20 protein-coding genes are annotated in these 24,394 nt (G+C 48.7%); 19 read left to right on the forward strand and 1 reads right to left on the reverse strand.

Translation table 11 applies throughout. The annotated features are described in order from the left end of the window. The first annotated feature begins 67 nt into the window (after positions 1 to 67). The 6 genes from dxs to EEX84_RS01665 all read left to right on the forward strand — a co-directional run bounded on the left by dxs (position 68) and on the right by EEX84_RS01665 (position 6,729). On the forward strand, positions 68 to 1,972 hold the full coding sequence (dxs, locus tag EEX84_RS01640) for a 1-deoxy-D-xylulose-5-phosphate synthase (protein ID WP_123164037.1): 1,905 nt from the start codon (positions 68 to 70) through the stop codon (positions 1,970 to 1,972). Further along, the gene (locus tag EEX84_RS01645; RefSeq protein ID WP_123163828.1) at positions 1,969 to 2,790 is read left to right on the forward strand and encodes a TlyA family RNA methyltransferase; all 822 of its coding nucleotides are present in this window, start codon (positions 1,969 to 1,971) and stop codon (positions 2,788 to 2,790) included. Before dxs ends, EEX84_RS01645 begins: the two co-directional genes overlap by 4 nt. 203 nt (positions 2,791 to 2,993) lie before the next feature. Then, a complete protein-coding gene (gene ahrC / locus EEX84_RS01650) occupies positions 2,994 to 3,443 on the forward strand; it encodes a transcriptional regulator AhrC/ArgR (RefSeq protein WP_123163829.1) in 450 nt (149 codons plus the stop codon). Positions 3,444 to 3,459: 16 nt separating this feature from the next. After that, on the forward strand, positions 3,460 to 5,157 hold the full coding sequence (gene recN / locus EEX84_RS01655; protein WP_123163830.1) for a DNA repair protein RecN: 1,698 nt from the start codon (positions 3,460 to 3,462) through the stop codon (positions 5,155 to 5,157). Positions 5,158 to 5,189: 32 nt separating this feature from the next. Next, entirely contained in the window at positions 5,190 to 5,954 is a 765-nt protein-coding gene (gene spo0A, locus EEX84_RS01660) for a sporulation transcription factor Spo0A (RefSeq protein ID WP_123163831.1), read from the forward strand. Positions 5,955 to 6,003: 49 nt separating this feature from the next. Further along, positions 6,004 to 6,729 carry a glycerophosphodiester phosphodiesterase gene (locus EEX84_RS01665; RefSeq protein WP_123163832.1) on the forward strand — a complete coding sequence of 242 codons (726 nt, stop codon included), beginning with the start codon at positions 6,004 to 6,006 and terminating at the stop codon, positions 6,727 to 6,729. Between the two features lie 11 nt (positions 6,730 to 6,740). On the opposite strand, the gene EEX84_RS01670 is transcribed toward EEX84_RS01665, so the two are convergent. Then, positions 6,741 to 6,974, reverse strand: coding sequence for a DUF2627 domain-containing protein (locus EEX84_RS01670; RefSeq protein ID WP_123163833.1), 234 nt, complete (start codon positions 6,972 to 6,974; stop codon positions 6,741 to 6,743). A 125-nt stretch (positions 6,975 to 7,099) separates the two neighbouring features. On the opposite strand from EEX84_RS01670, the gene EEX84_RS01675 reads away from it, so the two are divergent. The 13 genes from EEX84_RS01675 to EEX84_RS01735 all read left to right on the forward strand — a co-directional run bounded on the left by EEX84_RS01675 (position 7,100) and on the right by EEX84_RS01735 (position 24,336). Continuing rightward, complete coding sequence (locus EEX84_RS01675) at positions 7,100 to 9,145, forward strand: sigma 54-interacting transcriptional regulator (protein ID WP_123163834.1); 2,046 nt, start codon at positions 7,100 to 7,102, stop codon at positions 9,143 to 9,145. A 132-nt stretch (positions 9,146 to 9,277) separates the two neighbouring features. Next, positions 9,278 to 10,198, forward strand: coding sequence for a phosphate butyryltransferase (gene yqiS, locus EEX84_RS01680; RefSeq protein ID WP_123163835.1), 921 nt, complete (start codon positions 9,278 to 9,280; stop codon positions 10,196 to 10,198). Positions 10,199 to 10,220: 22 nt separating this feature from the next. Continuing rightward, entirely contained in the window at positions 10,221 to 11,315 is a 1,095-nt protein-coding gene (locus EEX84_RS01685) for a Leu/Phe/Val dehydrogenase (RefSeq protein WP_123163836.1), read from the forward strand. A gap of 370 nt (positions 11,316 to 11,685) precedes the next feature. Further along, a complete protein-coding gene (gene buk, locus EEX84_RS01690) occupies positions 11,686 to 12,771 on the forward strand; it encodes a butyrate kinase (protein WP_123163837.1) in 1,086 nt (361 codons plus the stop codon). Between the two features lie 23 nt (positions 12,772 to 12,794). Continuing rightward, entirely contained in the window at positions 12,795 to 14,222 is a 1,428-nt protein-coding gene (lpdA, locus tag EEX84_RS01695) for a dihydrolipoyl dehydrogenase (protein WP_123163838.1), read from the forward strand. A 13-nt stretch (positions 14,223 to 14,235) separates the two neighbouring features. Then, entirely contained in the window at positions 14,236 to 15,240 is a 1,005-nt protein-coding gene (locus tag EEX84_RS01700; RefSeq protein WP_123163839.1) for a thiamine pyrophosphate-dependent dehydrogenase E1 component subunit alpha, read from the forward strand. Further along, positions 15,240 to 16,223 carry an alpha-ketoacid dehydrogenase subunit beta gene (locus EEX84_RS01705; RefSeq protein ID WP_123163840.1) on the forward strand — a complete coding sequence of 328 codons (984 nt, stop codon included), beginning with the start codon at positions 15,240 to 15,242 and terminating at the stop codon, positions 16,221 to 16,223. The genes EEX84_RS01700 and EEX84_RS01705 overlap by 1 nt, the downstream gene beginning before the upstream one ends. Before the next feature lie 210 nt (positions 16,224 to 16,433). Further along, positions 16,434 to 17,783, forward strand: a complete 1,350-nt coding sequence (locus EEX84_RS01710; RefSeq protein WP_123163841.1) for a dihydrolipoamide acetyltransferase family protein — start codon at positions 16,434 to 16,436, stop codon at positions 17,781 to 17,783. A 98-nt stretch (positions 17,784 to 17,881) separates the two neighbouring features. Continuing rightward, positions 17,882 to 19,573: a methylmalonyl-CoA mutase family protein gene (locus EEX84_RS01715; protein WP_123163842.1), complete on the forward strand. Its 1,692-nt coding sequence runs from the start codon at positions 17,882 to 17,884 to the stop codon at positions 19,571 to 19,573. A 2-nt stretch (positions 19,574 to 19,575) separates the two neighbouring features. Continuing rightward, positions 19,576 to 21,723, forward strand: coding sequence for a methylmalonyl-CoA mutase (scpA, locus tag EEX84_RS01720; protein ID WP_123163843.1), 2,148 nt, complete (start codon positions 19,576 to 19,578; stop codon positions 21,721 to 21,723). Further along, positions 21,723 to 22,790 carry a methylmalonyl Co-A mutase-associated GTPase MeaB gene (gene meaB, locus EEX84_RS01725; protein ID WP_123163844.1) on the forward strand — a complete coding sequence of 356 codons (1,068 nt, stop codon included), beginning with the start codon at positions 21,723 to 21,725 and terminating at the stop codon, positions 22,788 to 22,790. The genes scpA and meaB overlap by 1 nt, the downstream gene beginning before the upstream one ends. Before the next feature lie 64 nt (positions 22,791 to 22,854). Further along, positions 22,855 to 23,295: a BrxA/BrxB family bacilliredoxin gene (locus tag EEX84_RS01730; protein ID WP_123163845.1), complete on the forward strand. Its 441-nt coding sequence runs from the start codon at positions 22,855 to 22,857 to the stop codon at positions 23,293 to 23,295. A 54-nt stretch (positions 23,296 to 23,349) separates the two neighbouring features. Beyond that, entirely contained in the window at positions 23,350 to 24,336 is a 987-nt protein-coding gene (locus EEX84_RS01735; RefSeq protein ID WP_123163846.1) for an aromatic acid exporter family protein, read from the forward strand. Positions 24,337 to 24,394 lie beyond the last annotated feature (58 nt).

Consider the following 24,394-nt stretch of genomic DNA (forward strand, 5'->3'; position numbering starts at 1 on the left):
AAAAGTGTTGATATAATAGATATATGTGTCATAGTGGAAAAATTTTTGAAGAAGGTGTGTGATGGCAATGGATCTTCATACGATTACTAGTCCATCTTTCTTAAAAGAGCTGAACCAAAAGCAGCTCGCGGAATTAAGTGAAGATATTCGGCAATTTTTAGTAGAAAACTTATCGAAAACAGGCGGCCATATTGGACCGAATTTAGGTGTTGTCGAATTGACATTGGCATTGCACCGTGTATTCGACAGCCCATCTGATAAATTTATATGGGATGTGGGTCATCAGTCGTATGTCCATAAGATTTTGACGGGGCGTGCAAGCCAATTTGATACATTGCGCCAGTTCAAAGGGTTATGCGGCTTCCCGAAACGAAATGAAAGCGACCATGATGTCTGGGAGACGGGCCACAGTTCCACTTCCCTGTCGGCAGCGATGGGAATGGCGGCTGCCCGTGACATTAAAAAAAGCAAAAACCATGTAATACCGATTATCGGGGACGGTGCTTTGACAGGCGGTATGGCACTGGAAGCATTGAACCACATTGGCCATGAACAGACCAATATGATTGTTGTTTTGAACGATAACGAAATGTCGATCGCCCCGAATGTGGGAGCTCTCCATAATGTGCTGGGCCGCTTGCGTACAGCCGGGAAATACAACAAAGCAAAAGACGATTTGGAATATTTGATGAAAAAAATACCGGCAGTTGGCGGCAAACTTGCGGCTACAGCCGAGCGGGTAAAAGACAGCTTGAAATACCTGCTTGTATCCGGTGTTTTCTTCGAAGAGCTCGGATTTACGTACCTGGGACCGATTGATGGCCACGATATGGAAGATTTGGAATCCAATCTCCAGTACGCCAAAAAAGTGGAAGGCCCTGTTCTGCTCCATGTTATCACCAAAAAAGGCAAAGGCTTTTTGCCGGCAGAACAAGATCGCATCGGCACCTGGCATGGCACAGGTCCATATAAGATGGAAACAGGCGACTTGGTGAAATCCTCTTCAAAAGCTCCGTCCTGGAGCGGCTTGGTAGCGGAAACCGTGCGGAAGATTGCGCGGCAGGATGAGCGCGTGGTGGCCATCACTCCGGCGATGCCGGTTGGTTCCAAACTGGAAGGCTTTGCATCTGAGTTTCCTGAGCGGATGTTTGATGTAGGGATTGCGGAACAGCACGCCACTACCATGGCGGCCGGACTTGCGACGCAGGATATGAAACCATTTCTTGCGATTTACTCCACTTTTCTTCAGCGTGCATATGACCAGGTGGTTCATGATATTTGCCGTCAGAATCTGAATGTTTTTATTGGCATTGACCGTTCGGGGCTTGTTGGAGCGGACGGCGAAACGCATCAAGGCGTTTTTGATATTGCCTTTTTGCGCCACCTTCCGAATATGGTCATCATGATGCCAAAAGACGAAAACGAAGGCCAGCATATGGTCAAGACAGCCATCGATTACGACGGTGGCCCAATCGCCTTGCGCTATCCGAGAGGAAATGGATTGGGCGTGGAAATGGATACGGAGCTGCAGGCTTTGCCGATCGGTTCGTGGGAAGTGCTTGAACAAGGGACGGACGCGGTTATCCTGACTTTCGGCACGACCATTCCAATGGCTCTGAAAGCAGCGGCAGACCTGCGGGAGCAGGGCATCAAAGCGGAAGTGGTCAATGCGCGCTTTATCAAACCGATGGATTCGCAGATGCTCCATTCCATCTTCCAGCGAAAATTGCCGGTTGTCACAATTGAAGAAGCTGTGCTGCAAGGTGGCTTTGGCAGTGCAGTGCTGGAATTTGCCCATGACCATTACTACACTGATTCGGTTGTGGAACGTCTCGGCATACCGGATCAATTCATCGAGCACGGCGACGTTTCAAAGTTGATGGATGAAATCGACTTGAACAGTGATCGTGTGGTACAGGTTATCAAAAAACATATCCAGCCAGAAGTAAAGGCAGGATATAAGGCATTATGAACAAACCGAAAAAAGAGCGTGTCGATGTACTTCTTGTAGAAAGAGGGATATGCGAGACACGGGAAAAAGCAAAACGCGCCATCATGGCCGGCATTATTTTTTCCAACGAAGAACGGATGAACAAACCGGGTGAGAAAATTGCCCAGGACGCTCCTCTCGAAATGAAAGGCAATGACTTAAAGTATGTCAGCCGCGGCGGTTTAAAACTGGAAAAGGCACTGCAGGAATTTGAGTTGTCGGTGGAAGGGAAGCTGATGCTTGATATTGGCTCTTCCACCGGCGGTTTTACCGACTGTGCTCTCCAAAACGGAGCCGCGCATTGCTATGCGCTGGATGTCGGCTATAACCAGCTTGCCTGGAAAATCCGTCAAGACGAGCGGGTAACGGTGATGGAACGCACCAACTTCCGTCATTCCAAACCGGCGGATTTCACAGAAGGGCTTCCTGAGTTTGCGACCATTGATGTTTCTTTCATTTCACTGAAAATCATTTTGCCGGTATTGAAGCAAGTTCTGGTGCCGGGTGGGCATGTGATTGCCTTGGTCAAGCCCCAATTCGAAGCCGGCAGAGACAGCGTCGGGAAAAAAGGCATTGTCCGGGATCCGAAAACCCACCGCGAAGTTTTATTGAAAGTCGGTGGATTTGCTTCGGAGGCAGGGTTTCATATAAGAAACATGTCCTTTTCGCCTATTACCGGCGGGGAAGGCAATATCGAATTCTTGTTTCATTTGCAATCAGCACAGGACAGCGAAGAAATTGCCGGCGTTTCAGAAGCAGCGGTCAATGAAACCGTTCGAACAGCACATGAAAATTTATAAGAAGGTTGTCCAACCAGTCGTCACACGACTCATTGGACAACCTTTTCTTACGGAGTCACCGTCTTTCGGCTGGAGTTTTTTATAAAAACTGCACAAGCAATGGTTTTTGTGCCATGCCAGAAATGACTCCTTTCTTGTCTTTCCTGTTTTTAAAAGGTACGATATAAGGTATATGGAATAATTATTCACGTAGGGGGAGCAAGATGAACAAAGGACAACGCCATATTAAGATTCGCGATCTTATTTCAAACCGCGAAATTGAAACGCAGGACGACTTGGTGAACTTACTGAAAGCAGCAGGTTACGAAGTGACACAAGCGACGGTTTCGCGTGATATAAAAGAACTCCATCTGGTTAAAGTGCCTTTGCAGGACGGGCGTTACAAGTACAGCCTGCCCGCTGATCAGCGCTTTAATCCGATGCAGAAATTGCACCGTGCCTTGACAGACGCTTTTGTCAGTATAGACGGGGCAAGCCATTTTCTTGTCATGAAAACATTGCCGGGCAATGCCCATGCCATTGGTTCACTCATTGACCATTTGGATTGGGAAGAAATCCTCGGGACAATTTGCGGTGACGATACCTGCCTGATCATCTGCCGAAAAGATGAAGACAGAGAAGTGTTGAAACAACGATTGATTGAAATGCTTTAATAATGGGGTGAAGTGTATGTTGCGCGAGTTGGATATCCGCAATTTTGCTATTATCGATGCGCTTTCTGTCAGTTTTTCAGAAGGCCTGACAGTATTAACAGGTGAAACGGGAGCCGGAAAATCGATTATCATCGATGCCGTCCATTTGCTTGCAGGAGGAAGAGGGAGCCAGGAGTTTATCCGGCATGGCGCCAAAAAAGCGGAAATTGAAGGTTTGTTCACGATAGAAGATGAAAAGCACCCGGTTTTCCAGAAACTTGCGGAGTTTGGGGTCGAGTCGAGCGACGGCGATATACTGCTGCGCCGGGAGTTGAACGAAAAAGGCAAGAATGTATGCCGCATCAACGGCAAACTTGTGACGATTTCAATTTTACGTGAAGTGGGGGCTGCGTTGATCGATATCCACGGCCAGCATGAAACGCAGGAACTGATGGATGAAAAGCAGCATCTTCATTTATTGGATCAGTTTGCCGGAAAAAGCCTGGCAAAGGCGAAAGAAAGCTATGCCAACACTTTTGACAAGTACACGAAATTGAAACGGGAGTTTTCTTCTTACAATGAAAACGAACAGCAAATTGCCCAGCGGATTGACCTTCTGACCTTTCAGCTGCAGGAAATTGAAGCGGCGCAGTTGACGGCTGGAGAAGACGAAGAATTGCTCCAGGAGCGCAAAAAACTGCAGAACTTCCATAAAATCTATGAATCCATATCGGCTGCCCATGAAGCCATCCAGGGAGAGTCGAAAGGATTGGATTGGGTTGGGACGGCCATGTCGGAACTGGAGCATGCGGCTTCGGTCGATGAACAATTCAGCAGCCATTCCGAACTGCTGTCGACGGCGTTTTACCAGATTCAGGACACCTCCACGGAAATCAAGCGGATCCTTGATGACATGGAGTTTGATCCGAACCGGCTGAACGACATCGAACAGCGGCTGGCTTTGCTGCAATCGCTGAAAAGGAAATATGGAGCATCAGTCGAAGACATTCTGCTGTATCATGAAGCGCAGACGGATGAGCTGGATAAACTGGTGAATCGGGACCAACGGCTTCAGCTGGATCAGGAAAAACTGAAAGAATTGACGGAAGATCTGCGGGTGGAAGCGGAAGAACTGACGATTCTTCGGAAAAAGGCGGCTGTGCGTCTGGGAAAAGACATTATGGAACAGTTACAGGCTCTGCATATGGGCAAAGCTTCATTCGAAGTCAATTTCGGAACGCTTCCTAATGGCAGATTTGACCGCCACGGCCATGATGCGATTTCGTTTTATATTTCCACCAATCTTGGAGAACCGTTAAAACCGTTGACAAAAGTGGCTTCCGGTGGAGAACTGTCACGGATGATGCTGGCTTTGAAAACGATTTTTTCGAAGCATCAGGGCATTACATCCATCATTTTCGACGAAGTTGATACAGGAGTCAGTGGCCGGGTTGCACAAGCCATTGCCGAAAAGATTGCGGCCATTTCCATTCATTCACAAGTGCTGTGCATTTCACATCTGCCACAGGTGGCAGCGATGGCCGACCAGCATTTGTTCATCGAAAAACGGATTGACAAAAATCGGACGACAACTGCTGTGCATGAACTCGATGGACAAGAGCGCAAAGAAGAAATGAGCCGTATGTTGTCCGGGGCTGAAATTACGGAACTGACTTTGCAGCATGCAGAAGAACTGCTGTCGCTTGCCCATGATCGGAAACTATTGATGAAGTAAGCTGCCAGAGCAGTCAGCGAGGGGAGAAATTGATGAATACGATCAGAATAGCAGTGGCAGATGACAACAGGGAACTGGTGGATTTACTGAGTGATTATTTGAACAGCCAGCCGGAAATGGAAGTCGTAGCGAAAGCTTACAATGGCCACGCCTGTATCGAAATGCTGAAGGACCATCCTATTGATGTGTTGGTGTTGGACATTGTAATGCCTCATTTGGATGGGATCGGTGCACTGGCCGCCATCAAGCAAGACGAAAAGCTGCGCGACATCGAAGTTATCATGCTGTCCGCATTTGGCCAGGAATCCATCATGAGCCAGGCTGTTCAATACGGTGCTTCGTATTTTCTCATGAAGCCTTTTGAACCGGAGCGGTTGGCTGTACAGATCAACCATATCATGTACAATGGCAGTGAGAAGCATCCGGAAGAAAATCAGGTGCTGAGCATCGAAGAGCAAATTACGAATGTGGTCAAAGAAGTGGGAGTCCCTCCGCATTTAAAAGGGTACGGCTACTTGAAACAAGCGATTTCACTCGTATTGGATAACCCGGCCATTCTAAACAAGGTGACCAAGTCCTTGTATCCGGCGATTGCCGGGACGTATGATACTACTCCTGCGCGAGTTGAACGCTCTATCCGGCACGCCATAGAAATTGTGTGGACGCGTGGCGATATCCAGCATATTTCGAAAATAGTCGGCTACAGCAATGAACACTTGCAATCGAAACCGACCAATTCCGAGTTTATCGCGATGCTGTCCGACAGTATTCCGCTTGAAGATTCTGCATCCCAATAGCAGGAAATAAAAACCCGTTTTTATTCGTCAAGAAAGAAGATGATTCGAATTGTCTGAAGTAAAAGTCTATGCACATAGAGGAGCGTCAGGCTACGCTCTCGAAAATACATGGAAGTCTTTTCAGAAGGCGTGTAATTTCGGTGTCGGCATCGAGTTGGATGTCCAGATTACAAAAGATGGTGTAATCGTCGTTTTTCATGATGATAATGTAAAGCGATTAAGCGGTAAAGATGCCAGAATAGAAGAAGTGGACTATGATTTTTTAAAGGAATTGAAAATCGGGAAAAAATGGAGACGTTCGTTCGTCCATCATAAAATCCCACTTGCCTATGAAGTTTTTCAATGGGCGAAAGAAAAAAAAGTTCCGTTGAATATCGAAATGAAAAGTTCCTTTCTGCATCACCCGAATGGCACGAAAATATTATGTGCCATGCTTGATGGTTTGCATGACGTGCATTTGTCTTCTTTCCATCCGCAGTTGCTGAAAGAAATAAAAAAAACAAAGCCATCTGTTGAGACGGCCTTGATACTGAAAAAGAAATTTTCCTTGGAAGAAGTTATCGGGATGGATTGGGTCGACAGCCTTCATCTCCATAAGCGGCTGTATTCAAGCCAGTTGATCGATCAGTTGCAGCAAACCGGGAAAAAAATCAGGGTTTATGGAATGGTTGGTTCCGAAGCAGCCATAAAAAAACCGGATTCCTGTCTGGTTGGTGTCATCACCGATTATCCGGACCGTATAAAAGAAAAATTGCGTCCCGCCGTTGAACGGTAGGACGCAATTTTTTATTTCTGAAATCTTTTTTGGACTGTCCCTTTTTTCCGGTCACGGTTCAACAGAAAGCCGGCAAAAAAGCCGACTCCAAGCACCACGAAAATTGTGCCAAGGATGAATTGCAGCCACAAAGCCGGATAAGGCTCGAGTAATTTATTGAACAAGGTGTCGCGCATCAGCTTGATGCCGTACGCAGCCATGATTCCAGGTATGAGTAAGACAAGAAAAGCAAGAAAACGTCCCATGATTCCACTCCTTCTGCTCTATTGTTTCCAATTTGCGGGCAGTTGTCAAGAAATCGATTCTGCGGTACGCTTAGAACATTACTGCAAGAGATTGCATATACTGCGAATGAAAGGTATGAAGAAATTTGCAAAATATATTGATTGTCGGTGGCGGTGCGGGTGGCTCTGCCATCCTTGAGCTGCTTCTTGAATCGGATTACTTACGTGTGCTTGGCGTGGTGGATATCGACCTGAATGCACCCGCCATCGCATCAGCCAGATTGCACGGCATCCGTGTATCAGATCATTTCAACGAATTTCAGCATGAAGACGTGCATCTCGTCTTTAATGTGTCGGGCAGCGATGCTGTACAACGGGAATTGCACCGCTATTTCAACGACAACACCGACATCATCCCTGGAAGCGTTGCCAATATGGTGGTCAAATTACTCCATGAAAAAGAGCATTTCATCAAACGCCTCAGCGAAGAAAGCCATAAGCAGAACATCATTTTCAATTCCATAGAAGAAGGCATGGTGGGAATCGATCAGAACAGCCATGTGATATTCATGAACAAAAGTGCCGCCCGGATGCTTGAAGTGGAAATTGAGTCATCCATCGGCCGCCATATCCATGAACTGATCGCACTCAGTGAATTGCCGCGGATCTATGAAACCGGCCGCACCGATTTGAACAAAGAGCTGGTGCTGAAGACGGGTTCGAAGATTGTCACATCGCGTTTTCCGATGATTGATGAAAACGGGGAGATCATCGGGGCTTTTGCGGTATTCAAAGACATTACGGAAGTGGTATCCCTGGCGGAAGAAATCACGGATTTAAAAGAGGTCCAGACGATGCTGCAGGCCATCATCCAGTCAAGCGATGATGCAATTTCCGTTGTTGATGAGAAAGGCAACGGCTTATTGGTCAACCCCGCATACACCCGGATTACCGGTCTCCAGATGGACGAAGTCATCGGCCGACCTGCCACTGCAGATATTTCGGAAGGCGAAAGCATGCATGTAAAAGCGCTTCAAACACGCAAGCCGGTGAGAGGTGTAAATTTAAAGGTGGGACCAGGCAGACGCGAAGTTATTGTTAATGTAGCTCCGATCATTGTGGACAACAAACTGAAGGGCAGTGTCGGCGTTATCCATGATACGACTGAGATCCGGTCACTGATGAAAGAGTTGGACAGGGCACGGAGCATCATCCGAACACTGGAATCCAAATACACTTTTGACGATATCATCGGACTGTCGTCAGAAATGCAATTGTCCCTGCAACAAGCGAAACTGGCGGCGCAGACCTTGGTGACCGTGCTGCTGCGCGGTGAGTCGGGAACGGGGAAGGAATTATTCGCCCATGCCATTCACAGCGCCAGCGAAAGAAAATACAACAAGTTTGTCCGCGTCAATTGTGCTTCTTTATCTGAAGAACTGCTTGAAAGTGAACTGTTCGGATATGAAGAGGGGTCGGTTTACGGATTGAAGAGCGGCGAAAAAAGAGGGCTTTTTGAAGAGGCGAATAATGGCAGCATTTTTTTGGATGAAATCGGCGAATTGTCTCCCGCCATTCAAAGCAAACTGCTGCGTGTCCTGCAGGAGCACGAAACATTACGGATCGGCGGAACAAAACCGATTCCCGTCAATGTACGGGTGATCGCCTCCACGAACGCCAATATGGAAAAAGCGTTGCTGGATGGCACCTTTCGGGAAGATTTGTATTATCGGCTGAATCGCATGCCGATCCTGATCCCACCGTTGCGCAACCGAAAACAGGATATCCCACAAATCGTCGACAGGCTGCTGCTGAAGCTGAATCAGGAATACGGCCGCAGCATCGAAACGATTACTGAAAAGGCATTGCAGCTTTTGCGGGTCTATGATTGGCCGGGCAATGTGCGTGAACTTGAAAATGTCATCAGCCAGTCCATGATATTTATGCAAATAAACGATAAAGTCTTAACGGAAAAACACATTCCGCTAAACATGCTGAAAGTTTCCGAGGCGAAAAACGAAGTGGTGGTCGAGTCATCTGTTCCGTTGCAGGAACAACTGGACACTGTCGAACGGGGAATCCTCCATCATGCACTCACTCAATTCAAAGGAAACAAATCCAAGACAGCCAAGCAATTGCAGATTTCGCTGCGCACTTTATACTACAAATTAGAAAAATACGGCTTAAATTAAGTTTGTGCAAATAATTGCAGGGTTTTGCAAATATTTGCATGAAATCCGGTCCGGATTAAGAAATAAAACGCTTACATCCCTTATCTCACCATGTTTTATCTGGTTTAATTAAAGGTGAATGAGGTGATGACCATGACTACATTAATCGATTTGATGAATGACATCCCCACTGAAGAAATACATGCAGTTGCTGTAGCAGCGGCAGCGGATGGCGAAGTACTCGAAGCAGTCAGCATGGCGATTGAGCGAAAACTCGCAAGCTTCAGGCTGTTCGACGATGAGGAAAAGCTCCGGAAGTTGATTGCTGATGATTTTCCACACTTGATCGATCATCCGCATCTTTCCATCCATCACACAGACGGCCCTCAACAAGCAGCCAGGGAAGCGGTTACATCCGTATCCATCGGCGAGGCGGATGTGCTGATGAAAGGGATGATTTCCACAGCCGTTTTATTGAAAGCGGTTTTGAACCCAGATATTGGACTGAGGACCGGCAATGTCCTTTCTCATGTAGCCGCTTTTGAAATCGAGGGATTTGACCGGTTGATTTTCGTCACCGATGCAGGGATGAATATGACTCCGGTGCTGTATGAGAAAGCGCAAATTATCCAGAACGCAGTGCATATTGCCCGTTCAGTCGGTGTGGAAACTCCAGTGGTCGCTCCACTCGCCGCTGTGGAAGTTGTCAATCCAAACATGCAGGCTACACTTGATGCGGCAGCACTGGCAACGATGAACAGACGGGGCCAAATTAAGAACTGTATAATTGACGGTCCTTTGGCTCTGGACAACGCCGTATCAGCTGAAGCAGCCGCCCACAAAGGAATCAAAGGTGAAACTGCAGGAAAAGCTGATATTCTGGTTGTGCCCAATATTGAAGCAGGCAATATCCTATATAAATCACTTGTCTATTTTGCCCGGGCGAAAGTCGGCGGGGTCATCGCAGGTGCAAAGGCTCCGATCGTTTTGACTTCACGGGCAGACAGTGCCGAAAGCAAATTATTCTCACTCGCTTTAGCGATCCGTTCATCAACTTATCAAAAAGAAAAGTAACGATATATTAGGAGGAATCACAATGGAAATCTTCAAAAAAATGGAACAGCACGACTACGAACAGTTGGTATTTTGCCAGGATAAAAATTCAGGCCTGAAAGCGATCATCTGCATCCACGATACGACACTCGGACCGGCTCTTGGCGGTACGCGGATGTGGAATTATGCGACAGAAGAAGAAGCGATCGAAGACGCCATTCGTCTGGGCCGCGGAATGACTTATAAAAATGCAGCTGCCGGGCTGAACCTCGGCGGCGGTAAAACCGTCATCATCGGTGACCCGCTGAAAGACAAGAACGAAGAAATGTTCCGTGCATTCGGCCGCTTTATCCAAGGCCTGAACGGCCGTTACATCACTGCCGAGGACGTGGGTACAACGGTGGCTGACATGGATTTGATCCATGAAGAAACGGACTTTGTAACAGGAATTTCTCCTGCTTTCGGCTCTTCAGGAAATCCTTCTCCGGTTACAGCGTACGGTGCGTATATCGGGATGAAGGCTGCGGCAATGGAAGCGTTCGGCGATGATTCACTGGAAGGTAAAACAGTGGCTGTCCAAGGAGTCGGCAACGTTGCTTACCCACTATGTGAATACCTGCATAAAGAAGGGGCGAACCTGATTGTCACGGACATCAACAAAGAAGCCGTGCAGCGTGCCGTAGATAACTTTGGCGCCACCGCTGTCGAGCCGAATGATATTTACGCACAGGAAGCAGACATTTTCGCACCGTGTGCAATGGGTGCCATCATCAACGACGACACAATTCCTCAATTGAAAGTCAAAGTGGTCGCAGGGTCAGCCAATAACCAATTGAAAGAAGAACGTCACGGCGATGAACTCGAGGCGAAAGGCATTGTCTATGCTCCGGATTTTGTCATCAACTCGGGCGGAGTCATCAATGTCGCAGACGAATTGTACGGCTACAACAATGAACGCGCTATGAAACGCGTAGAAACGATTTACGACAGCATTTCGAGAATTTTTGAAATCTCAAAACGTGATGGAGTACCAAGCTACATTGCGGCAGAACGGATGGCGGAAGAACGCATCGAACGCATGCGCAAATCCAGAAGCCAATTTTTGCGCAACGGCCACGACATCCTTAGCAGAAGGTAAAAAAGAAAAGCGGAAGTGCCTGTCCAGCTCTGACAGGCAAGAGATAGACCAAAAGTAGTTTGGGCTATCTCTTTGCGACGAAGCTAGCGCAGCGATGCAGGAGCAATACGGGTTCAGGCAGACCAGTGCAGTGGAGCTCTATCCCACACAGCTGGGTCGACTTATGTCCCGAAGAGCTAGGCACTGGAGACTGGACAAAGAAAAGCGGAAGCGGCCGTTCAGGTTTGACGGGCATAAGACGGTCTGGCGAAGCGGAGTATTTCCAGCCGCACAGCCAGAATGGCTTATGACCCGAGAACCTGGCCGCTGGAGACTGGACAAAAAGAAAAACGGAAGCGGCCGGCGAGTAAGATGAAAAGGAGGGATCGCTGTGCAAGAACAGCTGCATCGAATACTAGTCATAAATCCAGGGTCGACATCGACTAAGATCGGCGTTTTTGACAACGACACCCTGATCATGGAAAAGACCATCCGCCATTCAACCGAACAGCTGGCGGAGTTCCCTTCCATTATTGAGCAATACAGTTTTCGCAAGCAAACCATTCTCGAAGCTCTGGATGAAGAAGGGATGAACGTTTCAAACCTTTCTGCCGTCTGCGGAAGAGGCGGTTTGCTGCGGCCGATCGAAGGTGGAACATACCAGGTCAACGAAGAAATGCTCAACGATCTGCGTATCGGATATGCCGGCCAACATGCCTCCAATCTCGGAGGGATATTGGCATACGAAATCGCCAATGGATTGAATATCCCTTCTTATATAGTTGACCCTGTAGTGGTGGATGAGCTGGCGCCGATTGCCCGCCTGTCCGGTTTTTCATTGATTAAGCGGAAGTCGATTTTCCATGCCTTGAACCAAAAAGCGGTGGCGAAGCGGTTTGCCAAAGCCAACGGGCGAGCTTATGAAGACGTGCGATTGATCGTCACCCATATGGGCGGCGGCATCACAGTCGGTGTCCATGAAGGAGGCCGTGTAGTGGAAGTCAATAACGGTCTCCACGGCGACGGCCCCTTCAGTCCTGAGCGGGCGGGGACGGTACCGGCAGGAGATTTGGTGGAATTATGTTTTTCCGGAAAATACTACCGTCAGGAAATCATGAAAAAACTCGTGGGGCAAGGCGGCATGGTTGGCTATCTGGGAACCAATGACGCGGTGACTGTGGAAAAAAGGATCAACAAAGGCGACCGGCAAGCCGCTCTGGTTTACGAGGCGATGGCCTATCAGATTGCACGTGAAATAGGCGCGGCCAGTGCCGTTTTAAGCGGCAAAGTGGATGCCATCATTTTAACAGGCGGACTGGCTTACGGAAAAGAGTTTGTGGAAGCCATCTCAAAGCGGATCAGCTGGATTGCGGATGTAGTGGTTCACCCGGGAGAAAACGAACTGCAGGCTCTTGCAGAAGGGGCGGTCCGTGTACTGAAAAACGAAGAAACAGCAAAAAATTATCCCACAGGATGATGGGATAAAGGAGGTTGCCATACATGGCTCAAAATTATGATGTAGTCATCATAGGAGGAGGTACAGGCGGTTACGTTGCCGCCATCCGCTCCGCACAACTTGGCTTGAAAACAGCAATTGTCGAAAAAGGCGATCTTGGTGGAACCTGCCTGCATAAAGGATGCATTCCCAGCAAGGCCTTGCTGCGAAGCGCGGAAGTCTATTCAACCACCAAAAACCATGCTTCTGATTTTGGTGTTGAAACAAGTGAAGTTTCTTTGAATTTCTCGCGTGTTCAACAGCGTAAACAGGGAATCGTCGATCAGTTGCATGCCGGAGTCCAGGGGCTCATGAAAAAAGGGAAGATTGATGTCTACGAAGGAATCGGCCGTATTTTAGGTCCTTCGATTTTCTCACCGAATGCAGGGACGGTTTCAGTGGAAATGAAAAACGGTGAAGAAAACGAAATGCTGATTCCGAACAATGTCATCGTTGCGACAGGTTCGCGCCCGCGCACATTGCCGGGCTTACCAATTGATGGCGAATTTGTGATGAGTTCAGACGAAGCCTTGCAGATGGAGGAATTGCCGAAATCCATACTCATTGTAGGTGGCGGTGTCATCGGCATCGAATGGGCCTCTATGCTGAATGACTTCGGTGTCGATGTGACGGTCATTGAGTATGCAGACCGCATCATTCCGACTGAAGACCAGGATATCTCAAAGGAAATGCAGAAATTACTGAAGAAAAAAGGAATCACGATTGCCACCAGTGCCAAAGTATTGGCAGACACACTTGAAACAGGCGATGGCGGGGTGACCATCCAAGCTGAAATCGATGGCAAGAATGAAAGTTTTGCTGCAGACAAAATGCTGGTTTCCGTCGGCCGTCAGGCAAACATCGAGAACATCGGCCTTGAAAATACGGATATTATTGTGGATAAAGGTTTTATCCAGGTAAAAGATTCGTTTCAGACGAAAGAGTCCCATATTTACGCCATCGGTGACGTAATCGGCGGCATGCAGCTGGCTCACGTGGCATCTCATGAGGGGATCACTGCAGTTGAGCATATCAAAGGCAATAACCCGCACTCCATCAATTATGATTTAGTGTCGCGCTGTATCTATTCCAATCCCGAAGCGGCAAGTGTCGGTATTACGGAAGAGCAGGCAAAAGAACAGGGCTTTGATGTCAAAGTCGGTAAATTTTCGTTTAAGGCCATCGGAAAAGCACTGGTTTACGGTGAATCGGACGGCTTTGTCAAAATAATTGCAGATAAAGAAACAAACGATATTCTCGGAGTCCATATGATCGGACCGCACGTGACGGACATGATTTCCGAAGCCGGACTGGCGATGGTCCTGGACGCAACCCCGTGGGAAGTGGCGGATACCATACATCCACATCCAACATTATCGGAAGTGATGGGCGAAGCCGCCCTCGCTGTAGACGGAAAAGCGATTCACAGTTAAAGGAGGAATCTTAATGGCTTTAAAACACGAAGAAGCAGGTCTTACAACGGAAGATTTGCTGAATATTTATGAAACGATGATGATGGCGCGCCGTGTCGATGAGCGCATGTGGCTTTTAAACCGTTCAGGCAAAATTCCTTTTGTCATCTCATGCCAGGGGCAGGAAGCGGCACAGGTGGGAGCGGCTTATGCGCTTGATAACACAAAAGATTACGTGGCGCCTTATTACCGTGACCTTGGAGTGGTGCTGCACTTCGGCATGACGCCTAAAGAACTGATGCTGTCGGCATTTGCGAAAGCGGAAGACCCGAACTCCGGCGGCCGTCAGATGCCCGGACATTTCGGTCAAAAAAGCAACCGGATCCTGACAGGATCTTCACCTGTCACGACACAAGTCCCCCATGCAGTTGGTGTAGCGCTTGCAGGAAAGATGAAAAAGCAGGACTTTGTCGCTTTCACCACATTGGGCGAAGGTTCTTCCAACCAGGGAGATTTCCACGAAGGCCTCAATTTTGCGGGTGTCCACAAATTACCGGTCATCACAATGGTTGAAAACAATAAATACGCCATTTCCGTTCCTTTTGATCGGCAGGTTGCCAGCAAGAATGTCTCGGACCGTGCAGTCGGTTACGGTATGCCGGGTGTGACGATTGACGGCAACGATCCGATTGAAGTGTACAAACATGTCAAAGAAGCGGCTGACCGGGCGCGCCGGGGAGAAGGACCGACACTGATCGAAACTGTCTCCGAACGAATGACTGCTCATTCTTCTGACGATGACCACCGCCAGTACCGTTCAGCCGATGAACTGGCTGCGCAGAAAGAAAAAGATCCGATTCTGACATTCGGTGCCTACCTGAAAGAAAACGGCATCATGGACGATGAGCTCGAAAAAGAAATCAATGACCGTATTATGAAAGAGGTCAACGAAGCAACAGATTACGCGGAAAATGCTCCGTATGCTGAACCGGAACACGCACTGAAATACGTCTATGCTGAAGAAGGAGGAAACGACTAATGGCCGTTATGAACTATATTGATGCCATCACGCTTGCCATGAAAGAAGAAATGGAGCGTGACGAAAACGTTTTTGTTCTCGGTGAAGACGTGGGCAAAAAAGGAGGCGTGTTCAAAGCGACTCAAGGCCTCTACGACCAGTTCGGCGAAGACCGTGTAGTCGACACGCCGCTTGCTGAGTCGGCAATTGCCGGTGTCGGCATCGGTGCCGCCATGTATGGCCTGCGTCCGATTGCAGAATTCCAATTTGCGGATTTCATTATGCCGGCAGTCAATCAGATTATTTCCGAAGCATCACGCATTCGGTACCGTTCCAACAATGACTGGTCGTGTCCGATCGTCTTCCGCGCGCCTTTTGGCGGCGGCGTACATGGTGCTCTGTATCATTCCCAGTCGGTTGAAGCGGTGTTCGCCAACCAGCCCGGGCTGAAGATTGTCATCCCGTCCACACCCCATGACGCCAAAGGCCTGCTGAAGGCTGCAATCCGCGATGAAGATCCGGTGATGTTTTTTGAACACAAACGCGCATACCGTCTGATCAAAGGCGAAGTGCCGGAAGATGATTACACCATCGAAATCGGCAAAGCCGATGTAAAGCGGGAAGGGGAAGACATCACTGTCATCACCTATGGCCTGGCTGTCCATTTTGCGCTCCAGGCTGCAGAACGCCTCGCTGAAGATGGCTATTCAGTGCACATTCTCGATTTGCGCACGGTTTATCCGCTCGACCAGGAAGCCATCATCGAAGCTGCCAAAAAGACGGGGAAAGTTTTGCTTGTGACAGAAGACAATAAAGAAGGAAGCATCATCGGCGAAGTGGCCGCCATTATCGCGGAACATTGCCTGTTCGATCTGGACGCCCCGATTAAGCGCCTGGCAGGTCCGGATGTGCCGGCAATGGCTTATGCGCCGACCATGGAAAAATACTTCATGATCAACCCGGACAAAGTCGAAAAAGCCATGCGGGAACTGGCGGAATTTTAAAACAGAAAAGTGGAGGCGGCCAATAGAGGAAGATAAGCTAAGAACGCGATATCCTGTCGCAACGCTTATCTGACCCACATCGTGTGGGCCTTCGACAGGCATATGACGCTTTGGCGAAGCGGCGTTATCACAGCCGCGCAGCCGGAGTGGCTTATGATCCCGAGGGTCTGGCCGCCGGAGACTGGACAAACAGAAAAGGAGGAAACCCTTTTGGCTATTGAAAATATTAAAATGCCCCAGCTTGGAGAAAGTGTAACAGAAGGAACCATTGAAAGATGGCTCGTCCAGCCGGGAGACCATGTCAATAAGTACGATCCACTTGCTGAAGTCAATACAGATAAAGTGACGGCTGAAGTTCCTTCATCATTTACAGGGACGATCAAAGAATTGGTCGCTTCCGAAGGCGATACACTGTCCGTCGGTGAAGTTGTCTGTACGATTGAAACCGAAGGTGGTTCTGCTGAACAGGCAGCTGAACCGGTAGAGGAAGCAAAACCTGCCGCTGATGAGAAAGCGAACGAAATGCCGGCCGCCGGTGCCAAACCGACAACCGGATTGACAGGCGAGAAAGGTTCTTCACAGCCCGCCAAATCCACAGGGGCAAAAGCCCGGTATTCCCCGGCAGTCATGCGCCTCGCTCAGGAACACGACATTGACTTGACGCAAGTGGAAGGTTCGGGAAGTGAAGGGCGCATCACCCGAAAAGATATTCAGTCACTGATTGACAGCGGGGAAATCCCGAAAGCTGGAGAAGCTCCTGCACAAACGGAGTCTGCACCACAAACCACTCAGCCTGAAGCATCTTCTCAGGCTGCACAGGCACCGAAAACCGAGGCGGCGCCGATTGAAAGTTCCGCCGGAGATATTGAAATTCCAGTGACGGGTGTCCGAAAAGCGATCGCTGCCAATATGGTGAAAAGCAAGCACGAAGCGCCTCATGCCTGGATGACAGTGGAAGTCGATGTTACAAATCTGGTCCAATACAGGGATTCCATTAAAACGGACTTCAAGAAAAAAGAAGGATTCAATATCACTTATTTTGCATTCTTCGTAAAAGCTGTGTCACAGGCCCTGAAAGAATTTCCAATGATGAACTCGATGTGGGCAGGAGACAAAATCATTCAGAAAAAAGACATCAACATCTCGATTGCTGTCGCTTCGTATGATGCTTTGTTCGTGCCGGTCATCAAAAATTCTGACGAGAAGTCGATCAAAGGCATCGGGAAAGAAATCAATGAACTGGCGATGAAAGCCCGCTCAGGAAAATTGAAATCGGCTGATATGCAGGGCGGCACGTTTACAGTCAACAATACCGGATCATTCGGTTCTGTCCAGTCGATGGGCATCATCAATCATCCACAGGCAGCAATCGTACAGGTTGAATCCATCGTCAAACGGCCAGTCATTATGGAAGGCGGCATGTTTGCTGCCCGTGACATGGTCAACTTGTGTCTGTCATTGGATCACCGTGTGCTGGACGGTCTGGTATGCGGCCAATTCCTGGCTCGTGTGAAGGAAATACTGGAGAACATCTCAAAAGAAAATACATCTGTTTATTAAGAAAAAGATTGGAGTGGACCACTCCAATCTTTTTTCTCCTTTAATGTCAACCTTTACTCAGGTAAAATGGAGATGTGAACTCTAGGAGGAGGGAAAGTATGGCAATCGACTCGATGAAAAAGACGAAGTTTTCTGAACGTACATATGAAGAATGGCAAAAAGGAGCGGAAGCGGCATTAAAGGGAAAGTCTTTGGACAGCCTGAAGACGCAGACGATTGAAGGCATCACGCTCGAGCCATTGTATACGAAAGACATGCTGCAAAAGTGGGGAAATTCCATACAGCTGCAGACAGCCGCAGTACAGGCAGGCAAACAACATGCCCAGTGGCTGGCGGCCCAGGAAGTAAATGCTGAATCCGCGGAAGAATTTTTGGCAGCGGTGGAAAACGAGTTATCCAAAGGAAGCGACGTGATTGTCTTTACCGGGTCCAAGAAATATGACTGGACCGAGGCGCAATTCCGCCGGTTGGCTGAACTGATCATCAAACATCCGATATACTTTAAGCTGACGCGTCAAGATCAGGACATCCTTCGTGTCTTTGATTATATCGATGAAAACGATAAAGAATCCGTAAGGGGTGTTATTCAATCGGAAGAAGAAGTCAGTGCGCCCGGATATGTGCGGACGCAATTGATTGACACAATCCCTGTTCATCATGCAGGAGGAACAGCCATCCATGAGCTCGGTGTAGCACTGAGCATGCTGGCGGAAAAAATGGACGCAGGATCGTTTGCTGACACGGCAGATAACCTGTGGGTCCGGTTTGCGGTTGATACGAAATTTTTTCAGGAAATTGCCAAGTTGCGGGCTTTCCGGGTGTTGTGGAAAGCTTTTTGCTCCGCTTACGGCGAAGACAGCCGGTTTATTCCCATATACACCGAAACATCCGTAAGGTCTTATTCCAAATTGGATCCGTACGTCAATTTGCTTCGGGCAGGCAACGCCACTTTTTCGGCTGTTCTCGGAGCCACGGATGTTCATACCGTACATCCGCATGATTTTTTGACTACTCCTACCGCCATAAGCCGGCGTATTGCCCGCAATGTTCAGCTGGTGATCAAAGAAGAAGCGCATGTGTCACATGTGCTGGATCCTTCGGCCGGTTCTTACTTTATCGAGACATTGACCAAACAATACGTTGATGCGGCATGGAATTACTTTCTGGAAATTGAAAAAATCGGTGGGTATTCACAAGCGATGAAGTCCGGCTGGCTGACAGACGATATACAAGCGAAGTGGGTCGAGAGAGAAAGGGACGTGGCGACACGGAAAGCGTCATTGATTGGAACGAATATCTACGCCAATCCGCAGGAAGCGGTGGCCGACAGCGAATTGGATGACGGTCATTTGGAATATATCACCGCGAAACGCCTGGCTTTGCCATTTGAAAAGCTGCGGGCACAAAGCAGAGAACGGATTTTAAAAACAGCGATCATCCATGTTGGGCCTTTGAAAGAAGTGAAGGCAAAGTCTGATTTTGTGAATGGTTTCTTAGCGGTCGGTGGAATTGAGCCATTGATCAGTCCGGAAATGACGGATGCAGAGAAAGTCAATCGTTATCTCTCCGACGAACAGATCGATTACGCTGTACTCTGCGGTTCTGAATCTGCTTTGGCACAGGTGATACCGGGTCTGGAAACCTCTGCCGCAATCGATGTGGCCGGCAAATTCACTGCGCAGCAGCTGGCTGATTGGGAAAAGTCCGGCGTGCAGGACCATCTCTATTCCGGGAAGCACCTGGTTGAAAAGCTCGAACAAATCCTTAGTCTTGGAAAGGAGGCGCTGTAATCATGGCTAAACCTGATTTTTCTAAAGTGGATCTCACAAAAATTCAAATAGGGGAAAAGAACACAAGCGCTTCAAAACCTTTTTTAACAAATGAAGGAATCGAAGTGAAACCGGCTTATTCGAAAGAAGATATCAGCTTTTTGCAGGAAAGTATGCCCGGGTTCGCGCCGAATGTAAGAGGCCCCTACCCGACAATGTATGTATCCCGCCCATGGACGGTCCGTCAATATGCCGGATTTTCAACAGCAGAAGAAAGCAACGCTTTTTACCGCCGCAACCTGGCAATGGGGCAAAAAGGGTTGTCTGTCGCATTTGACTTGGCCACTCACCGTGGGTATGATTCCGACCACCCCCGCGTAGTCGGTGATGTCGGCAAAGCGGGTGTGGCAATTGACAGTGTGGAGGATATGAAAATCCTCTTTGATGGCATCCCGCTTGATCAGATGTCTGTATCGATGACGATGAACGGTGCGGTAATCCCCGTCATGGCGTTTTTCATCGTGGCAGCAGAAGAGCAAGGGGTGTCACCGGACCAGTTGGCGGGCACCATTCAAAATGACATTTTAAAAGAGTATATGGTGCGCAATACCTATATCTATCCGCCGGCAATGTCCATGCAGATCATTGCGGATATTTTTAAATATACGTCCACCAATATGCCAAAATTCAATTCGATTTCGATTTCCGGCTATCATATCCAGGAGGCGGGGGCAACCGCTGACATCGAACTTGCCTATACACTGGCGGATGGGCTGGAATATGTCCGTACGGGATTAAAAGCGGGTATCGGAATCGATTCATTTGCTCCACGGCTGTCCTTTTTCTGGGGCATCGGCATGAACTATTTTATGGAAGTCGCGAAAATGCGTGCGGCTCGTGAAATATGGGCCAAGATGATGAAGACATTTGAACCGGATAACCCAAAATCACTGGCGCTGCGCACACACTCGCAGACTTCAGGCTGGAGTTTAACCGAGCAGGATCCGTTCAATAATGTCACGCGGACTCTGATTGAAGCAAACGCCGCGGCGATGGGTCATACACAGTCACTTCACACAAATGCGCTGGACGAGGCGATTGCTTTGCCGACTGATTTTTCTGCCCGTATTGCCCGCAATACACAGCTTTTCCTGCAGGAGGAAACGCTGATGACAAATGTCATCGATCCTTGGGGCGGGTCTTATTACGTCGAATCGCTGACCAAGGAACTGATGGACAAGGCATGGGAGTTAATCGAAGAAGTAGAGGAACTGGGCGGCATGGCGAAAGCGATCGAAACCGGCCTGCCGAAGATGCGCATTGAAGAAGCGGCTGCCAAAAAACAGGCGCAAATCGATTCGAACGAGGAAGTCATCATCGGCATGAACCGCTACCGTCTGGAGCAGGAAGACCCGATTGATATTTTGGATATCGACAATACCATGGTACGCAAAACACAAATCGAGCGTATTGAGCGCATGAAAGAGCAACGGGATGATGACAAAGTCATCGAGGCGTTGGAAAAGCTGACGAAAGCAGCTGAAACCGGCGAAGCCAATATTCTGGAATGTGCAGTGGAAGCGGCTCGGCACCGGGCAACACTCGGTGAAATATCGGATGCCATCGAAAAAGCATCCGGCAGACATAAGGCGGTGATCCGTTCAGTGAGTGGTATTTACAGTTCCAATTTCACAAATCAGCAGGAAATTGACATTGTGAAACAAATGACCGAAGACTTTATTGAAAATGAAGGCCGCCGTCCACGGATTCTTATCGCCAAAATGGGACAGGATGGACACGACAGAGGGGCCAAAGTCATTTCAACCGCGTTTGCCGATCTTGGGTTCGATGTGGACATCGGACCGTTGTTCCAGACGCCTGCCGAAACCGCACAGCAGGCAGCGGAAAATGATGTCCACGTAATCGGAGTCAGTTCGTTGGCTGCCGGCCACCGGACGCTTGTGCCGGAATTGGCGGAAGAACTGAAGAAAATCGGCCGGGAAGATATTCTGATCGTCGTAGGCGGAGTAATTCCTGCACAGGACTATGAATTTTTACGGAACAATGGTGCCAGCGCCATCTTTGGTCCGGGCACCGTGATTCCGGTCGCTGCACAAAAAGTGATTGAGGAAATCTACGTTCGTCTGGGTTACGAGGAAGTGGTCGACTGATGGAGCGGAAAAAAGGATCCAGAAAAGTGATGGACGGCGTCAAGGCTGCTCACGACGGGATGGATGCCGGTCCGCGAAAGAAGTTCAGGAAACCGGCAGCAAAAACGTTCGATGGCACAGAAATTGCGGAAGGCGTCCGGAAAGGATCCAGGCTGCATTTAGGGAAAGCCATCACTTTGCTTGAAAGTTCCAACCCGGTCCATAAAAAGCACGGGCAGGAGTTATTGAGCAGCTTGCTGCCACATACAGGAAACAGCATCCGCATCGGCATCACGGGAGTTCCGGGAGCCGGTAAAAGCACCTTTATCGAAACGTTCGGAGAGATGCTGACAGAACGTGGTCACCGTGTGGCGGTGCTGGCGATCGATCCAAGCTCTTCGGTGACAGGCGGCAGCATTCTTGGAGACAAGACACGGATGGAGCAGTTGGCCCGCAATCCAAATGCTTTTATCCGCCCGTCCCCAACGGCGGGGACACTTGGGGGTGTCCACAAGAAAACACGTGAAACGATGCTGCTGTGCGAAGCGGCGGGATACGATATCATCCTGGTCGAAACGGTCGGTGTCGGGCAAAGCGAAACACTGGTCCGTGGCATGGTCGACATGTTTTTGCTGCTGGTATTGACCGGAGCGGGTGATGAACTGCAGGGCATGAAAAAAGGGATTCTGGAACTCGCCGATGCCATCATTGTGCACAAAGCAGATCAAAGCAACGCAGAGCTTGCCAAAAAGACGGTATCCGAGTACAAGCAGATGCTGCATTTTCTGCAACCTGCCACAGAAGGCTGGAAGACACGTGCATTGCCGGTATCTTCTCTCGAAAACAAAGGGATCACGGAACTTTGGGAAATGGCGCAGGAGTTTGTGGAAACGGCCAAAGCCGGAGGTCAATGGACAAGGCGCCGGCAATTCCAAACCAAGGACTGGTTTCATTCCATGATCATGGATGAACTGCACAGCCGCTTTTTTGAAAATGCTCAAAAACGCGGGCAAGTGAAAGAACTGGAGCAGCGTATACTCGAAGACAACATGACGGTTTCACAGGCGATCGCCGATTTGTTCGAGTAAGTTTTTTGCATGTATTCCATGCACCTGCTATGATTAAAGAAGGAAATATGAAGGAGTGGTATGGATGAGTATGGATTTCAATTTCTTGATGAATGATATAGTAACACAGGCCCGCCAGGAAATGATCGACGGCGGCTATACACAGTTGGAAACACCTGAAGACGTAAACGAGGCATTTTCACAGCCGGGAACAAGCTTGATCATGATCAACTCGGTCTGCGGATGCGCCGGCGGCATTGCCCGTCCAGCGGCATTGCATTCCGTCCATTATGACAAACGCCCGGATCGCCTGTTAACTGTATTTGCAGGACAGGATAAAGAAGCGACAGCCCAGGCACGGATGTTGTTCGGCGACGATCATCTTCCATCGTCACCATCTTTCGCTTTAGTAAAAGATGGCAAACTGGTGGATGAAATCGGCCGTCACGAAATCGAAGGACACGATCCGATGTCCGTTATCGCTCATATCCAGGCGATATTTGAAGAGCATTGCCAAGAAGTATAAATAAAATGCCCCTTTAAAGGGGCATTTTTTCATGTCAGAAAACAAGGGGGATTTATGAAGCTTAAGCCCTATTCAATCGGCTACCGCACCATGAAAACGGCAGCGGGGGCAGCCGTGGCCATTTATCTGGCACAGCTGCTGCAGCTCGATTATTATGTATCGGCCGGCATATTGACCATTCTATGTGTCCAGCCTACTAAAAAGAAATCCATACGTGCGGCTTTCTCCCGTTTTGTCGCGAGTCTGATCGCCATCGCTTATACTTTTGTCTTTTTTGAAGGCATCGCTTACCATCCAGCCATTCTGGGCATTCTGATTCTGCTCTTCATTCCCCTGCTGGTGAGTCTGAGATTTTCGGATGGCTTTGTATCCAGTGCTGTTATCATCCTGCACATTCTGGACGCCGGAGATTTGACGCTTGGACTGTTTCTCAACGAACTTTCGCTGATGCTGATCGGTTTTGGGACCGCTTTGCTGGTGAATATGTATATGCCGAGTATCGAGCGCAGATTAAACGCTTATCAAGTGGAGATAGAACATCTGTATTCGAAGATTCTCAACGAAATGGTTGTATACCTGCGGAACGGCTCTTCCGATTGGAGCGGAAAAGAATTGATGGAAACCGCCGAGCTGCTGAAGAAAGCAAAGGCGCTGGCTTATCAGGATGTCGAAAACCACGTCACGCGCCTAGAAAACAAGTACTACCGCTATTTTGACATGCGGGAGCAGCAATTTGAAATCATTGAGCGAATCCTGCCGAAAATTTCCACAATGCCGGTGATGGTTCGGCACTCGGGCCTGATCGCTGACTTTCTGGAAGATCTGTCAGACCATGTCCATTCCGGAAATACGGCCCATCGTTATCTCGAAAAGCTGGAAGTTGTGAAAAAAGAGTTTGCCGATATGCCGTTGCCCGACAGCCATGAAAAGTTTTTGGCCATGGCTTCGCTGTACCAGGTGATTGAAGAAATGGACAGCTATCTGGAGATCAAGCAATCCTATAAGGGATTTGAAAACAAAAAGACAGCCGGATCATTTTGAACCATGCTTTCTATGCCGATAAGAGGCAGAGAACGCTGGGTCTGATGACCGGCTGTCT

It is taken from the genome of Planococcus salinus (assembly GCF_003719725.1).
GTDB classification, from domain to species: Bacteria; Bacillota; Bacilli; order Bacillales_A; family Planococcaceae; genus Planococcus; species Planococcus salinus.